At 66.6% G+C, this 15,178-nt stretch carries 14 protein-coding genes and 3 pseudogenes; 7 read left to right on the forward strand and 10 right to left on the reverse strand.

What is annotated here, in order from left to right; all coding sequences use genetic code 11:
* The first annotated feature begins 82 nt into the window (after positions 1 to 82).
* Positions 83 to 382, forward strand: coding sequence for a hypothetical protein (locus ACGFY5_RS44890; RefSeq protein ID WP_392731197.1), 300 nt, complete (start codon positions 83 to 85; stop codon positions 380 to 382).
* A gap of 710 nt (positions 383 to 1,092) precedes the next feature.
* Entirely contained in the window at positions 1,093 to 1,560 is a 468-nt protein-coding gene (locus tag ACGFY5_RS44895) for a GNAT family N-acetyltransferase (RefSeq protein ID WP_392731198.1), read from the forward strand.
* A gap of 23 nt (positions 1,561 to 1,583) precedes the next feature.
* Here the strand turns inward: ACGFY5_RS44895 and ACGFY5_RS44900 are convergent, their stop codons facing one another.
* Complete coding sequence (locus tag ACGFY5_RS44900) at positions 1,584 to 2,786, reverse strand: alpha/beta fold hydrolase (RefSeq protein ID WP_392731200.1); 1,203 nt, start codon at positions 2,784 to 2,786, stop codon at positions 1,584 to 1,586.
* A gap of 207 nt (positions 2,787 to 2,993) precedes the next feature.
* On the opposite strand from ACGFY5_RS44900, the gene ACGFY5_RS44905 reads away from it, so the two are divergent.
* Positions 2,994 to 3,467: a cupin domain-containing protein gene (locus ACGFY5_RS44905; RefSeq protein ID WP_392731201.1), complete on the forward strand. Its 474-nt coding sequence runs from the start codon at positions 2,994 to 2,996 to the stop codon at positions 3,465 to 3,467.
* Here ACGFY5_RS44905 and ACGFY5_RS44910 read toward each other — a convergent pair.
* Positions 3,445 to 4,437 (reverse strand): helix-turn-helix domain-containing protein, encoded by a 993-nt coding sequence (locus ACGFY5_RS44910; RefSeq protein ID WP_392731203.1) that lies wholly within the window; start codon positions 4,435 to 4,437, stop codon positions 3,445 to 3,447. The genes ACGFY5_RS44905 and ACGFY5_RS44910 overlap by 23 nt on opposite strands.
* Before the next feature lie 524 nt (positions 4,438 to 4,961).
* On the opposite strand from ACGFY5_RS44910, the gene ACGFY5_RS44915 reads away from it, so the two are divergent.
* The 3 genes and pseudogenes from ACGFY5_RS44915 to ACGFY5_RS44925 all read left to right on the forward strand — a co-directional run.
* Complete coding sequence (locus ACGFY5_RS44915) at positions 4,962 to 7,268, forward strand: molybdopterin-dependent oxidoreductase (protein WP_392731204.1); 2,307 nt, start codon at positions 4,962 to 4,964, stop codon at positions 7,266 to 7,268.
* A 106-nt stretch (positions 7,269 to 7,374) separates the two neighbouring features.
* A pseudogene (locus ACGFY5_RS44920) lies at positions 7,375 to 7,754 on the forward strand (transposase); the annotation flags it as partial.
* Positions 7,729 to 8,043: pseudogene (locus ACGFY5_RS44925) on the forward strand (transposase); the annotation flags it as partial. The pseudogenes ACGFY5_RS44920 and ACGFY5_RS44925, both read left to right, overlap by 26 nt.
* 137 nt (positions 8,044 to 8,180) lie before the next feature.
* On the opposite strand, the gene ACGFY5_RS44930 reads toward ACGFY5_RS44925, so the two are convergent.
* The 7 genes and pseudogenes from ACGFY5_RS44930 to ACGFY5_RS44960 form a co-directional block, all read right to left on the reverse strand.
* Entirely contained in the window at positions 8,181 to 9,068 is an 888-nt protein-coding gene (locus tag ACGFY5_RS44930; RefSeq protein ID WP_392731206.1) for an alpha/beta fold hydrolase, read from the reverse strand.
* A 154-nt stretch (positions 9,069 to 9,222) separates the two neighbouring features.
* Positions 9,223 to 10,016, reverse strand: a pseudogene (locus ACGFY5_RS44935) (transposase family protein).
* 330 nt (positions 10,017 to 10,346) lie between these two features.
* Positions 10,347 to 10,685: a hypothetical protein gene (locus ACGFY5_RS44940; RefSeq protein WP_392731208.1), complete on the reverse strand. Its 339-nt coding sequence runs from the start codon at positions 10,683 to 10,685 to the stop codon at positions 10,347 to 10,349.
* 11 nt (positions 10,686 to 10,696) lie between these two features.
* Positions 10,697 to 11,785 carry a hypothetical protein gene (locus tag ACGFY5_RS44945; RefSeq protein WP_392731209.1) on the reverse strand — a complete coding sequence of 363 codons (1,089 nt, stop codon included), beginning with the start codon at positions 11,783 to 11,785 and terminating at the stop codon, positions 10,697 to 10,699.
* 18 nt (positions 11,786 to 11,803) lie between these two features.
* Entirely contained in the window at positions 11,804 to 12,133 is a 330-nt protein-coding gene (locus tag ACGFY5_RS44950) for a hypothetical protein (protein WP_392731210.1), read from the reverse strand.
* 91 nt (positions 12,134 to 12,224) lie between these two features.
* Positions 12,225 to 12,503 carry a hypothetical protein gene (locus ACGFY5_RS44955; protein ID WP_392731216.1) on the reverse strand — a complete coding sequence of 93 codons (279 nt, stop codon included), beginning with the start codon at positions 12,501 to 12,503 and terminating at the stop codon, positions 12,225 to 12,227.
* A 550-nt stretch (positions 12,504 to 13,053) separates the two neighbouring features.
* Complete coding sequence (locus ACGFY5_RS44960; protein ID WP_392731212.1) at positions 13,054 to 13,260, reverse strand: hypothetical protein; 207 nt, start codon at positions 13,258 to 13,260, stop codon at positions 13,054 to 13,056.
* A gap of 793 nt (positions 13,261 to 14,053) precedes the next feature.
* Between ACGFY5_RS44960 and ACGFY5_RS44965 the strand changes: the two genes are divergently transcribed.
* On the forward strand, positions 14,054 to 14,374 hold the full coding sequence (locus tag ACGFY5_RS44965; RefSeq protein WP_392731214.1) for an NUDIX domain-containing protein: 321 nt from the start codon (positions 14,054 to 14,056) through the stop codon (positions 14,372 to 14,374).
* Positions 14,375 to 14,397: 23 nt separating this feature from the next.
* On the opposite strand, the gene ACGFY5_RS44970 is transcribed toward ACGFY5_RS44965, so the two are convergent.
* A complete protein-coding gene (locus tag ACGFY5_RS44970; protein ID WP_392731215.1) occupies positions 14,398 to 14,925 on the reverse strand; it encodes a GNAT family N-acetyltransferase in 528 nt (175 codons plus the stop codon).
* Positions 14,926 to 15,178 lie beyond the last annotated feature (253 nt).

The following is a 15,178-nucleotide window of genomic DNA, read 5'->3' on the forward strand; positions in this document are numbered from 1 at the left end:
CTCGGCCGGTTGACCCCTATCGAATACGAAACCATCATGAGCCAGGCCGCCGAACAGGCCGCCTGACAACTGTCACGGAATCGTGCAGCAGCCCCAACTATCCGCCGGAGCCCTGGATAAGTCCCTCATCGAGTTCAAGCTGGCCAGCAACAGCGCGCTGAAGCGGAACCTTCTCAAGCAGGTAGAGATCTACGAGACCGCTAACCGGACTAAGGCCTCGGTAAAGGTCGTCATCATGTACACCGCCGCTGCCGCCAAGAAGGTCGACCGCATCTTCCGGGAGATCGACGACGAGCTGGACCTCCCGTCGGGCACCACAGCCGACCGAATCGTGGTCGTCGACGCTCGCTCCGACAACAAGCCCAGCGCGTCTAAGGCCTGACTGCCTGGCCAGATCTACCCGTCTGCTGGCACGAGGCCAGCGGGACCGGCCCAGAGCGGGTAGCAGCAGGATTGGCGACAGCCGAACATCCGTCGTCCCCGGCTCACCCTCAGGGCATGATGCCACGACGGGATGGGGGCAACGTCCGCTCATCGGCTTGCGTGCGTCATCGCGCTTGAAGCACCCATCCGCCACCACGCCCTTGCAGCACAGCAGCGCCAATTAGAGACACACCGCGGAAGGGCCCCGCCGGCGCCTCAGCAAGGCCGCTACCCGCCATTCCTCAACCGTCATTGCCGACCATCGGTGACCACGCCTTCGAAGCCTGTACGGACATTCCTCAGGCCAGCAGCCGACCCGCCCGCGTGCCCCCGGCCGGGCGCAGCCGGTCCCGCAGAAATCTTGGGTCCAATTTCGGAGTTCGGCCCGCTCAACAGCTGACCCCAACACCCAATACCGAGCGGCGGCCGCATGCTGTCGAGCTCCCACCGTTGGGCCTCTGTTGGTCTCCTGCCCGGCTGCATCCGACTCCGCAGTCCTGCGCCAGCGCCGCCACCCGCCCCACAGCGCGCTTGGCGGCCGGAGGGTAGGGGACCGCTTGGCCGAAACCGCGGTTGCCGATCAGCGGCAAGAGCGGATGTCAGTCGGTTGCTCAAGACAGCGATCGGCCAGCATTTATCAACCGCCCTTCGGTTTGCCACGATGACCTGATGCCCGATCTTCACGTGACCGTGCGCCCGTACCAGCCCGCTGACCGGCAAGCCGTACTGGCGCTGGCGCCGCGGCTCGCGATCGGCGTTGCCCCTTGGCGCGCCCCCTCCGCGGTCGGCTCTGCCGTAGCCGGGTGGATCCAGGACTCACTCGACCATCGCGACGATCCCGGTCACGCGGTCCACGTCGCCGTTGCAGAGAACGAGGTCCTCGGCGTCGTGACAGTCGGCGAGCGCCGGCATTTCACCGGCGAGGTAGATGCCTACGTGGGGGAACTCGCGGTAAAGGCCGACTGCGAGCGCGCAGGTGTCGGGACGCTGCTCATGAGGACAGCCGAACGCTGGGCCCGCGACCATGGCCTACAGCGTCTGACGCTGGAGACCGGCGCTGCCAACCACGCAGCCCGGGCGTTCTACGCCCGCCGCGGCTACCGCGAGGAAGACGTGCGGCTAACCAAAGTCCTGTAACGACCGGCGGCACGAGAGGGCGATCAGCCGCGTGTAAGGGTGATCAGACGGTCGAGTACGCGATTGCCGGCAGTGCGCAGACCGTTGTGTAGATACTCGTCGGTCAGCCAGCGATGCATGCCGGGCAACAGGTCGGCCGTCTCCTGCGAGAGGCGTCGGTCCACGTATGGATCGTCTGCGTAGATCACGGCGGCGCACGGAACGTCGACTTGGGTTAACACGCCCGCGTCGTAGAGGCGTGGCCAGTTGTATTCGGCGATTGCCGCGGCGATATCGCGGTATGGTCGCAGGCTCGGCATATCTTCGAAGTGCCACGGGTACAAGTGCTCGGCGCTGAGCAGGACGGCCTCGCCTTGGAAGTCCTCGGGTTGGACCCGTTCGGCGGACCATCGTGTTGCCCCGCCGTCGGCGTAGCTGGATTCATGCAGGACTGCGTACAGCGGGTTGCGGGCGTCGAACGGCAGCATCGCGGCGGCATCGTGCCGGAAGCCGGGGGACGCGAAGTCCAGCTCGAGCAGGTGGTGCACCTGCTCGGCGCCTCCGTCCATGCCCAGTTGGTGGCCGATCGTGCGCATCAGGCGCCGGGAGATGGGCTGACCGTCGGGAGCGTGGACGTCACCCGCGTCGCAGCGATCGAGTAAGTCTCCAAGCCGCGCGGCATCCTGCGGGTACCGCCGGTGGAAGCGGCGGTTCAGCATGCGCATCGTGGTGAAGGTGGCTGAGTAGACCTCGTCGACCGGACGTCCGACCGGTGGCAGGCCACCGGTGAAGAACACTTCGTGAAGACTTTCGGGTGCGACGCAGAGGTAGTGCAGCGCGCAGTACCCGCCGAAGGACTGACCGAGTAGGCTCCATCGCCGCGCACCAAGGTGCTCCCGCAAACACTCCGCGTCCCGGACGATCGCGTCCGCACGGAAATGGGTCAGCCATTCGGCGTCGGCTGCCGGGTCGGAACCGGGCGTCCCGTACGGTGTGGAACGTCCCGTGCCTCGCTGGTCGAGCATGATGACCCGGAAGTCCCGCAGAGCTCGCTCGAGCCAGAGTGGAGACATCGGTGAGTCCGACGGCCGCGGAGCCTCGTGCCCCGGTCCCCCTTGCAGATATACCAAATACGGCAGATCGCGCCCGTCCGCGGCCGCGATTTCCCGCGCGTACACCTCGATGGTTCGTCCATCGGCATGATCGTGATCGAGCGGGACGTTGAGGAAATGATCGGTTAACCGCACCTCGTAAGCGTACGAGTAGGACGCGTTCGCGGGCCGGTCGAGCCGGCGCGGCCAAACATCGTGCGCTGACGGCGAACGGGCGTGCGTGCGCAGGCAATGACCGACGACCTGCGGCACAGCATCCTGGTCTTGCCTCGTTCGACGGCTTGCGCATTCACGGGCGGCCACGGCTCGAACGAGAGACGCTCACCAGCGAAAGGATCAGCATTGAGCTACAGCACCTTCGTCCTGGGCACGGATCTGCGCACTACGATCCTCACGTCCGCAGCAGACACCGACGGACGCCATGATTTCACCGACAACTTCAACGCCGCCGGTTCTCGAACCCCCTTGCACGCCCACACGCGATACGACGAGCGATTCTGGATAATCGAGGGGACGCTCACCGTGTGGGCCGGTCGTGAAACGGTGACCCTCCGGCCGGGTGACTACTTCGCTATCCCGATGCAGGTACCGCACGCTTTGCAAGCGGGACCCGAGGGCGTTCGTGCGCTTCAGATCTCGTCACCGGCCGGATTCGCGGAACTCATTTCCCGGGTCGGCACCCCTGCCGAGCTCGCGACTCCCGACACACCCTTCGACGTCGAGCTTTTCACCAAGCTTGCCACGGAGATGGGCGATGTCATCCTCGGACCGCCGGGCGCAGTGCCCGCCGACCTCACCGATGACGCGGCCGGGTGACGCTGCCGTCGGGCTCTTGGTGTGCCAGGGTGCCGGCGCGATATGTCCCAGGAGGTAGGCCGTATACAGCCTTGAACGCCCGGTTGAAATGTGCGGGATTCGCCATCCCCCAAGCGGCGGCTATGGCGTTGGCTGATCGATGGCTCTGAGCCGGGTCGAGAAGCGCTGCCCGGCAGCGCTCCAGCCGGCGCCGCCGGATCCACGACGACAGAGTCGTCTCCTGCGACTCGAACAGCTTGTGGAGGTATCGCAGGGAGATGTGGTGGGCGTCGGCGATCTGCGCGGGATTGAGGCGGGGGTCGCCCAAGTGCGCGTCGATGTACGCACGGATGTGGTGCACGAGGGCACGACGGCGGGTGTCCGGCGTGATACTTTCCGCGCGGCCGAGCTGCGCGGATAACGCCACAGTGAGCAAATCGATGACTGCAGCTGCAACGCGCGCTTCCTCGGCGGGATCGTAGTCGTCGAGGTGCCGCGGCAGTTGGCGGCTGAGTGAGGACACGAGCGCACCGCTGCCGCGGTCGCCGGCCACGCGGACTGCGGTCATTGACGCGGCGTCCGTGGCCGGCAGGGCGAGCATCGTGCGGGGAAACAAAAGCCTGACGTGGGTGCAGGCGGAACTGTTGTAGGCGGCCGGGAGCGCCGGATCGGTGAAAGCGATATCGCCTGCGCCCAGATGCGCCCGGCGTCCGTTTTGCTCAACGGTCACCGTCCCACGGCTAATCACGTCAATCTGATACAGCCGCTGGTTCTGCTCGCCGATCAGGCGAGAGGGACGGATGCACTCACCAGGCGGTGTCAGCAGCTCGCAGATTCGAAGGGGGCCCATGTCGCCCACGAGCATCTTTGCGTTGAAGTCCTCGGTGCTGGTCCGGCTCTCCAGCGGGAGCAGCAACCGGCCGACGACCTCGCTCCACGCATCGACACGGTGCCGATAGGGACGTTCCGAGGTCCGAAAGTGCACCACCATGGAACGCGACGATACGCCGGGAAGAGGCGAGCGAGAATCTGCACAGCAGAGCTGACGGTGATCTGATGACGAACCTGACACCTTTTCCAGCACGGTGTTTCTGCCACGGCTCAAGGCTGGCGGCGAGATCGAGAGCGGCGTACGACATCACACCATCAATCCGCCACGGCGCTGGTCCGCAGCGCGCTCACGGACTCGTCAATGTGACAGTTAGTCATGGTGCGTGTGCGGCTCGCGGTACCCGGCTCCGGCTACCGGCCATGCGCTGGGTCGAGCATTTTCGAGCCGGGCTCTCGGACGACGATGCGTGCGCTGCTTACCGTGGCAGCGTTCCGGGAGGACCGTAACGCTGACGCGGCACCGAAGCCGCCTGTGTCTCCGGCCGAAGCCACACGAAATTTATGGACGAAGGGTCGACAGGCCCGCCGCCGGGCGCCGGCTTGCCGGCGGATGCGACTTTGACCCCTCGCGCGAGCCAGCAAGGGATCGCGACAGCAAGGGAATTAGGAAGGACGAGGAGAAGCATGTCCATCGAAGACACGGCGACCGGCAGCGTCTGGCATCCGACGGCGTGCATCCTGTGTGAGAGCAACTGCGGTGTCGAAGTCCAGCTCGGACCCGACGGGCGGTCGTTCGAGCGGATCCGCGGCGATCGCCGGCATCCGAGCTCGCGGGGCTACACGTGCAACAAGGCCTTGCGCTTGGACTTCTATCAGAACGGACGCACCGGGCGAGTCACCGCTCCGCTGCGACGGCGGGCGGATGGGTCCTTCGAGGAGTGCGGCTGGGATACCGCGATCGGCGAGATCTCACAACGTCTGCTGGACGTCGGCCGGGCGTACGGGCCGGAGACGATTCTCTACTACGGCGGGGGCGGGCAGGGTAACCATCTCGGCGGGGCGTACGCAGCGGCGACGCGCGCGGCGTACGGAGTCCGCTACATGTCGAGCGCGTTGGCGCAGGAGAAGACCGGTGAGTTCTGGGTGGCCGCCCGCATGCTCGGCGGCTACAACCGGGCCGAAATCGAGAGCGGCGAAGTCGTCGTGTTCGTGGGGAAGAACCCGTACCAGTCGCACGGATTCCCCCGGGCTCGTGCCGTGCTGAAGGAGATCGCCCGCGACCCGGCGCGGTCGCTGATCGTCATCGACCCAGTCCGGACGGAGACCGCCGAACTCGGCGACCTTCACCTGCAGCTCCTGCCCGGGACCGACGCCTACCTGCTGGCGGCTCTGGCCGCGCAGATCGTCCGCGACGATGGCGCCGCCAACGAGTGGATCACCGCACACGCCGACGGCTGGGACCAGGTGCGGCGGGCATTGGCCGACGTGCCCGTCGACGCGTACTGCCGGCGTGCCGGCGTGCCGGTCGGCCAGCTCCGGACGGCGGCCCGTCTGATCGCCGGCGCGGCGTCCGTGGCGATGCTCGAGGACCTCGGTGTACAGATGAATCGCGAATCGACACTAGTCAGCTACCTCGAGAAGCTGATCTGGCTGATCACCGGCAATTTCGCCAAGCCCGGCACCCAATATCTGAGCTCGAGCCTGTTCCCGATCGGCCGCGACGCGGGACATCGCGTCGGCGAGGGACCGCGAAGCCCGGTGCTGGGCGCACCCGTGGTCAGCGGCTTGATTCCCGCCACGACCGTTGCCGAGGAGATCCTGACCGACCATCCCCGGCGCTTCCGCGCCGCGGTGGTGGAGAGCGCGAACCCGGCTCACTCGCTCGCCGAGTCGGCTCGGGTGAACGCCGCGCTGCAAGCGCTGGACCTGCTCGTGGTCGTCGACGTGGCGATGACCGAGACCGCGCGGCTCGCTGACTATGTGCTTCCGACCCCAACCCAGTACGAGAAACACGAGGCGACGTTCTTCAACTTCGAGTTCCCCCGCAATTACTTCCATCTCCGCCGGCCGGTGCTCACCCCGCCGGCCGGCGTGCTGCCCGAGCCGGAGATCCACGCTCGTCTGGTCGAGGCCGCGGGGGTGCTCACCGAGGCCGACTATCGTCCACTGCGCGAAGCAGCCCGGAGCGGCCGTCCGGAGTTCGGTCGCATGTTCACCGTGACGATGCGGGACCGGCCGGAGCTCGCCGGAGTCGCCCCCGTGCTGCTCTACCGCACACTCGGTCCCACGCTGGCCGGTGACGCCACCGCCGCAGCCGTGCTATGGGCCGCCGCGCACCGATGCGCCCGATTCAACCCCGAAGGCGTTCACCGTGCCGGCTATGGCACCGGGCCGGCGGCCGGCGACAACCTCTTCGACGCGATCCTGGCCGGACCCCACGGCGTCACGATCACCGACGAGACGCACGAATCGATCTGGCATCGCGTTCACGACGGCCGGATCCAGCTCGCCATACCAGAACTGCTCGCACGGCTCGACGACCTGCCGCACGAACCGGATCCGTCAAACCCGCAGTGGCCGTTCGTCCTGACCGCGGGGCACCGCCGAAGCTTCACCGCGAACACGATCCTGCGGGATCCGCGATGGCGCCGCCGCGACGCCGAAGGCGCCCTCTGGATCAACCCCGCCGACGCCGAGAGGATCGGCGCGCTCGCCGGAGGCCGGGTCCGCGTGTCGACGAAGGCCGGCAGCGTGGAGGTCACCGTGGAGACAACCGACCGCATGCAGCCCGGACATGTAGCGCTGCCGAACGGGTTCGGCCTGCTCGACGCCGACACCGACGCGGAGAACACGGCCGGCGCGGCGCCCAACGCCCTCACCTCCGCGTCCGACCGGGACGCCTGGGTAGGCACGCCATTCCACAAGTACGTGCCCGCCGACGTCAAAGCGGTGAGCGCCGCGAACCCCTCAACCGAAAGCCAGAAGGCTTAGCAGGCAACGCAGCCCAATTCCTTCGGCTCTAAGCTTGTCTTTCTAACGGTGTAACTGGCCTGGTCTGACACGCCGAGCAGCTGTTGCTTGACGGGAAGGATCGGGCATGACGGACACCATCGGGAACATGGTGACCCGGATTGACCAGCAGAAACTCGCAGAACAGCTCGTCGAGGCCGCCCGGGCCGAGGACGTAGAACTCGTCGGTCCGGGCGGGTTGCTGACCGGGTTGACCAAGACGGTCCTGGAGACCGCGCTGGACGCGGAACTGACCGAACACCTCGGCTATGACAAGCACGACCCGGCCGGTCACCACTCGGTAACTCGCGGAACGGCACCCGATCCAAGACGGTCCTGACCAAGATCGGGCCCGTGGAGATCGAGGTCCCACGCGACCGCGACGGCACCTTCGAACCCGCGATCGTGAAGAAACGCCAACGCCGTCTGGACGGCATTGACCAGATCATCATGTCGCTGTCGGCCCGCGCGGCGACGCCGCCCGGGCAAACTCCACGCGGACAAGGCCTATGACGCTGCTGACCTGCGACGTTTCCTGCGTGAGCAGAAGATCGTCGTGCGGATCGCCCGGAAAGGCATCGAGTCCAGTCAGCGTCTGGGCCGGCACCGCTGGATCGTGGAATCCGCGATCGCGTGGCTCTTCGGCCGCCGCCGGCTCACGATCCGCTACGAACGCAAACCCGCCAACTTCCTCGCGTTTCTCGGTCTGGCCGCCGCCCTGGCCTGCTACAACCGCCTCACCAAAATCACGAAGTGAGACAACCCCTAAAAGCTGCTTCGTAACCACTTGCGGCGGCGTTCGTTGGTCTCGGTGTGCTGTTGTCGGCGTCGCGGCCGGAGTTGATCCCGGTGTTCACCGGTCTGTCGGTGCGGCAGTAAGGTGAAACGACAAGTTCAGTCAGCTTGAGACGAGTCGCTAGCTCTGTCGATGATGTCTGCAAGTATCTCTGGCAGAGAAGCGAAGGGACTGTGACTCGATTCGATGGCGATCGTCCGAAACCTGTTGTGAGGAGTGAGGAGGTCGGCATCCCGAATCAGAATCTCTTGAACCGCTGGCGCGATGGCGTTGTCCTTCAGCGTCTTCACGTACGTTCGGGGTATACGACCCCAGCGTTCCCTGGTCACGGAGACCGGGTCGGTGAGGAAGCTCAGCGGCTGGTCCGGGCAGAGCAACTCCAAGAATGCCGCCGCTTCGTCCGGCGGCATGTCGCTGTAAAACTTCCGGTGCAGAAGCTCACGGTATTGCGGGTCCGTCGAGCGAGGATTGATCCGCAGGGCACCTATGACCCTCGGGTCGCCGACCACCATCCCGTCCATGGTCGGGCTTCCGTACTCCGGAAGCGCACCTATCTCCAACGCCGATCGAAGACGCGACGGCACGATCGCCGCCACGTAGACCAAGTGGTCGACCAGGTCTGGACTCCGCTCTGCAGCCCGGCTGGCAATCGCACCCGAACTACTGTGTGACACGACGACGGTCCGCCGTCCGCCGTCCGCCGTCTTGAGAGCCGTCAGCGCTTCGACGGCGACATCTGCGGCTCTCTCGAGCGTCGCGTTCTCCAGACCGGTGCGGCCGGTTGTCAGGCCAGGCTGCTCAGCATCGAAATATCCTTCCGGATATCGCGCCCTCCATCCGTGGCCGGGCAGATCCGGGGTCACCACCCGATGTCCCCGAGCCAACAACCGCGGAACTACCCGACCCCACGACGCGCTGCAATGCCAGCCGCCATGGAGTAGCACAGTGGCGAATGCTTGATCACGGTCAACAATCTGTGTACTCATGCCCGAGCTCCCAGTTCGGCGTCCACGCTCATCACAGGGTGAAGCGCGTCTTTAGTTGATCAGAGCAGGATTTGATCGCCGACGGATAACTTAGATAGTGCGCTGGCGGAGAATTGGCGTGCATCCTCGGACAATGAGCTCATTTCAGTTGGGTTCAGCCAGCGAGGATGAGGGTTTGGACGGCGTTGATCAGCCGGGTGCCTGGTTAGGGCTCGAGCGGATCTTGCGGAGGATCTTCCAGCTTTTGAGCTGTGCGTTTGCGCGTTCGCCGGGTCCGCGGAGTCGGGCGTGGGCGGTGTTGACGATCTTCTGAGCAGCCGAAAGCGGCCGGTACTTGCCGGTCTCGGAGTGCTTGCGGCGTCGTCGCTGCGGGACGGTCACCGACGGGCCGGCGCCTTGGTATCCGGTGTCGCCCAGCGCGCGGACGCCGGCGGCGTCGAACGCGGCAAGGATGCCGTGCTCGCGGGCTGCAGCGATGTCGTGTCTGGCGCCGGGCAGCGGTGGTGAGATCCAGATCAGGCGGCCGGCCGGATCGGCGAGGACTTGCACGTTCAGGCCGTGGACCTTGTGTTTCCCGGAGTAGTACGGGCGGTCGTTTCCGCTGGCCATCGCGACGCGGTCGATCCGGAGCAGGCTGCCGTCGAGGATCACATAGGCCCTGCTCGCTGCGACCGCGACCGCCTGGTCCAGGGTCGGCGCCATCGCTGCCAGCAGTGCGATGCCCTCGGTGAGGCAGCGGTAGACGGTGCTCACCCCGATGGTGAAACCGCAGGCCAGATCCGCGTAGGTTTCGCCTTTCCGCAGGTAGGCGACCACGAGCAGGGCCTGGCGTCCAGGGTCCAGGCGCCGCCACCGGGTCCGTAGTTCCTTCCGTCGTGCGCGCAGGGCCTCGGCGAGCAGCCTCAGCCCACGAGTGGACACGGACATCCCTGACGGGTAGGAAAGCACCCGGAGCTCCTGGTCTTGGGCGGAACGACTTCAGCAATCGCCCGTCCTACCAGGGGCTCCTTCACGTCATACCGCCACCCTGACCTCAGTGGACAGAGGTTGAAAAAGGCTCAATGCCCGGTGATCTGCGGTGGGGTTCGCCATCACCTTCGGTGACCGATTCCCGGCCCCCGAGACCTACTGATCAACCCGCCAGAAACACCGTTGGCGAGAAGGTCCCCGTAAGAGTGCGACGCGGAACTTCCGCTCATCGGCATGAGCGAGCGTTACCGCGCAACGTGGGCGATCGTCTACGGCAAGCCTGCTTGCTCATGCCTCGGCGGTCGTGTCCTAGACGCCGCTGGGAGGAGCGCGGTCGCCGCAGTCGTGTGGCAGAGAGGCATCAATCGGGTTGTTCCGATGCATGAAGTTCGTCTCTGCCGCGCTCGGCCAAGGCCTGGCGGTCAGCCGATGAGAGCTTCTCGCAGTGGGTGCAGAACGTGTCGAATGCGTCGTCGATGGCGTCGCCGTAGTAGCTGGACCGCGCAGCGGACCGGAGGTCGAGGTCGCCTCGCAGGCCATCTCCCGCAGCGCCGGGTCCGGTCCGTTGGCCAGTTGGGTCAGTGCGTTGCCGAGCAGTGCGATGCGTCGGTGGTCGTCATGAGCGATGTCGTAGACGCTGGCGTGCATCGTCTGCTCCTTCAACGCGCGACGGCGGGGTGCCGGTACGGGTGATCTCGCCGGTTTTCGGGAAATCGGCCGCATACAGGCGGGAGGTTTTGGGTCTCGATGATCCCGAGGCAGCCTTGCAGGATGCCGTAGAAGTCGGTGATGGCTTTGGTGGCCGTGCTCCATTCGGCCACGATCAGCGCCAGTGAGAACGCTCCGGCGCTGTAGCCGACTACAGCACCGATGCCGGTTTCGGCGGTGATCGTTCCGGCGGCGATCGCGATGCCGGCGATGAGCGCTTCATCGACGATGTTCTTCAGCGCGCCGGTGACGGCCTCGGACGCGTTGTAGACGCCCTGGGCGATCACGTCGTACTGGGTGGCGATCTTACGGATCGGGTCGACGAGATCGTGGGTACCGACGGCGAGTCGGTCGAGATGCGCGTCCGCAGCCTCGGCCGCGCGACCGATCCAGCGCGGGCCGAGCGCCAGGCCGCCGCCTTGGACGTTGTAGGCGACGTCACCGAGAGCGTCGGCCGTGCGGGCTAGGGCTTTGCCGGCGCGGGCGAAGGCCTCCCAGTCCCCGGCGACACGCGCCGCGACCCACTCGAGCGGATTGACGCCGATCGCTAGCTCGACGGCTTTGAGCGCCCAGTTCGACAGGCTCAAGTTGTCCAGGATCGCGAACGGATGGGTGAGCTCGACCTCGCCCACAGCGCCCAGGCGGCTCGCCAGGTCGCGGTTGTCGCGGAAGGCCGGGGCACGCGGGTCGTCTCGCCAGTCGCGTTCGACGACGTTCGGCGGCGCCGCCCGGGTGCCCGGCAGCGTCGCATCGAGCGGGGCGGCGGTGTCGGCGTCGGTTCGCTGGTAGTAGGCGGCTGCTTGTGCCAGGCCGTACTGGCTACCGTTGAGGACACCGGTGAACGACCTGATCGTGGACAGCGCCGCGTCCATTGTCGCGACATGGGAAGTGCCGAGCAGACCGATCAGGACGCCTTCGCCCCAGCCGCCGTCGACCTGATACCCGAACAGGTAGGCCTCGGTCAGACCCGTGTCGTCCCGGGCTCGGCGCAGCTGCGCGGCGTAGGCGTCCAAGGCCGAGGGGTGAACCAGGAAACTCATCGCGCTCCCCCGCCACCGTCAGGACAGGGTCACAGCGAGCGCAAATACGAGCGCCCCGGCAAGAGTCGTTACGGCGGCCGACAATCCCGCACGTCGAGACGCCGAAATGTCTGCCACGTTCCACCAGACGAGCACACCCAGGCCGCCGCCGATGGTCAGGAGCACGATGCCCGGCAACGTCGACCAGGGAAGGTCGCTCGCCATCAGCGAGACCGTCGCGGACACGCCGAACAGCCCGGCCAGGATCGAGAGGGTCGCGAGGCTACGACGCAGCGTGGTAACCGGAGAGGCCTCGGTCACCGGGTCGACGTGTTCACGGACCACCTCGCGCAGCGATCGTCGTTCCATCTGGCCCTCCATGAGCAGGTCACACCCAACCGATAGCTCATGGTGTCCACGGCGTAGCGGGCCGTGAGGTTCATGCAGACCCGGGATACGGTCAGGCGACCGCTTGCGCCACGAGTTGACCGTCGACGAAGGCGTAGACCGGCTGAGGACGGAAGCCGGCGAACAGCTGCTCGCGATGCTTCTCGATCCCGACCTGATGCTGCTCCTGCTGCCCGACGACGAAATCCCAGTGCTTGATCAGACCAATCGATCCGACCCGAATCGTCCGCACCACGGACACCCCGTCGACCGAGATGGACAGCCCGCCCCAGAACTTGTTGAACGAGAACGTCACCTGGTGACGCTCACCCTCTCCTACCTCGAAGGCCATCCGCACGCCGGGAGCATAGAGCCGGAGGAAGAATCTACGGAGCACCTTCCGGCGTACGCTTGACTATCACCCAGTCCGTACCCCCCGACGACAGCTCGGCTCGCCAGACGCTCAGGGCGTGTCCACCGCGCGCAAGCGGTGCCCCCAGCGAATCGCTGGGAGACGCCGGTCCACGGCCCGTCGGGTTGCCTCGTCCTGCAGACAGCGAACACCGTCCACGGTACGAGCCACGCATCCCCGGTCCGTACACCGTATCTACGGAGGTCAGTAGCTACTGAGCCTTTCCCAGTTGGGTTCAGCCAGCGAGGAAGAGGGTCTGGATCGCGCCGATCAGCCGGATGGCCTGATTTGGGCTTGAGCGGATCTTCCGGAGGATTTCCAGCTCGTGAGCTGTGTGTTCGCGCGTTCGCCTGGTCCGCGGAGGCGGGCGCGAGCGGTGTTGACGTCCTTCTGCACCGCGGAGAGCGGCCGGTACGCACCACTCTGCGGGTGTTTTGCGGCGGCCGTCATCCGCTGGTGTTGGTGGCGGGCCCCGGTACCCGCCGTCCTGCTACCTGCGGGTCGTGATCACCGCCGCGGCGACCGCTGCGAGACCGACGACCTTCGCGCCCAGGCCCGGGGCCAGCTGGTCAGCATCCGGCGCCAGCCACATCGCGCCCACCACGGCCGTCACCACCCACGACCAGCGGGCACCCGCGTCCGGCCGGGCCGGCGCAACCGGTACTACCCGACGGGATCTCTCTGATGGTGCTTGCATGAAATAGCCTCCTGTCCTCCGCTACTGAGCATCGGCGACAGTAGGGGCAACGACGGTGACAGGCGATACCGCGCGGAATTAATGAGAAACCGCTGGTCGCTGATACCTGAAGGTATTCGGTATAAGCCTCTGACCAGCACCGGGTATCAACCCGGGCTGCCCCCAAACCGACCCCATTCGCGGCCCGTTACCAGCGGGAACAGCGCTGCTAGGTTCACAATGGTCGCTGCCTTCCGCTACTGAGCACGGACGGCCGCGGGCACCGGCCGGCCCGCCTGACCAAGGCGGGGCGCGCCGGCACCGCTGCGACGGCGAGCAACGGATGTGGCCCCCAAACGGTCCGTGGCCGAACGGCGGCGCTCTACCGCGAACGGCTAACCCCGAAATGCCGGGCGGATCGAACGGCTCCGCCCCGAGACGCTCCCGCCCGCGGAATGATGCCCCGAAGGACGGTGTGTTCACCGTTGAGCGCCCTGGCGATGCGCGCGTCTCGATCTCGTTGCACTGATTGCACCGACACCCGCGCGCGTCGCGGGCCATGATGGATCCGGTGTGGAATTGGCCCGGTGGGGATGGAACGTGGCGATCAGCGACTCCGACATCACCAGCACGCTGTCGGTCTACCTCGATGCACATCCGGACGAGGCGGACGATCTGGTGGAGCCACTGCGGCTCCTGGCTCAGGGACAGAGTTTCGCTTCACGGCTGAGCTTCCCGATGCACGTCACCGCCGGCGCACTCCTGGTCCGCCGACGCGCTGAGATCTTGTTGGTCGCCCACCTACGGGATCACCGTGCAGCCGGGCGGCCACCTCGAACCCGCCGACGTCACTCTCCTGGATGCGGCGCTGCGGGAGCTGGCCGAGGAGACCGGTATCAACCCCGCCACCGTGCTCCCCGCGTCGCCGGCACCCGTCTATGTCGAGTACGGCAGAGTCCCGGCCAGGCCGGACAAGGACGAGCCGGCCCACTATCACCTGGACTTCGGATACTCCTTCACCACCGAGGACGCCACGATCGGCCGGATCCAGGAGTCCGAGGTGACGACCGCGGCGTGGTATCCGCTCCGCAGGGCCGAGGCACTGGTCGGCCGCCGTGTCACCCGCGCGATCTGACTCCCGCTCGCCGGTCGCAATATTCAGCCATCGACCGAGGCAGGCAGGCTTCCTCGTCGGATCTCGTACTGTCGCTGGACGGCGTCGTACTGCCGGAATGATCCGGCTGCCAGCGCTCCGGCCCGCTCCAGTAGCCGCGCTGAGCGCCGGTTGGCGTCCTGGGTCACCGCGATCAGCAGGTCCTCGTCGGTCGCGGCGAAGAACCACGCGACCAGGACGGCGAGCGTTTCGGACGCCAGCCCTAGACCCCAGTGAGCGCGGTCGAACTGGTAGGAGATCTCCCACGGCCCGCGTTTGCGTCGGAGGTCTCTGCTACCGATCACGGCGCGATCGGCTCGGGCCTCGACGACGAAGTCGCCCCAGGCGCGGTCCGCGACGATCCGAGCAGCGCGCCGCTGGGCGTCGTCCAGGTCGAGTGGACCGCCGAGGAACTGCCGTACTTCCGCGTCGGTGAACAGCGCGACGAGCGCGGCCTCGTCGCCGTGCGCCGGGCGGCGGACACAAACCCGGGGCGCCGTCAGCGGCGCCGGCAGCCATTCCACCTCGTCCATCCGGCCTCCCTGCGCCGACTCGTTGTGTCCTTCAGCTCGATTCTCGCCCTCCTGCGCCGCCCCCCGATCGAGTCTGGTCCTCGATCGGGAGGCCGCCGTGAGGCCCTCTGCCGCTAGCTGACCAGGGCAGGAACAACGCGCTGAGCAGGCAGAGTACTGCGGCGATGCCCAGAGACCACCGCAGGGACAGCCACCCGGCGAGCAACCCGCCGACCGCTATGCAAATCGGCTGGAACCCTCGGGAACTGGTTGA

It is taken from the genome of Cryptosporangium sp. NPDC048952 (genome assembly GCF_043197895.1).
GTDB lineage: Bacteria > Actinomycetota > Actinomycetes > Mycobacteriales > Cryptosporangiaceae > Cryptosporangium.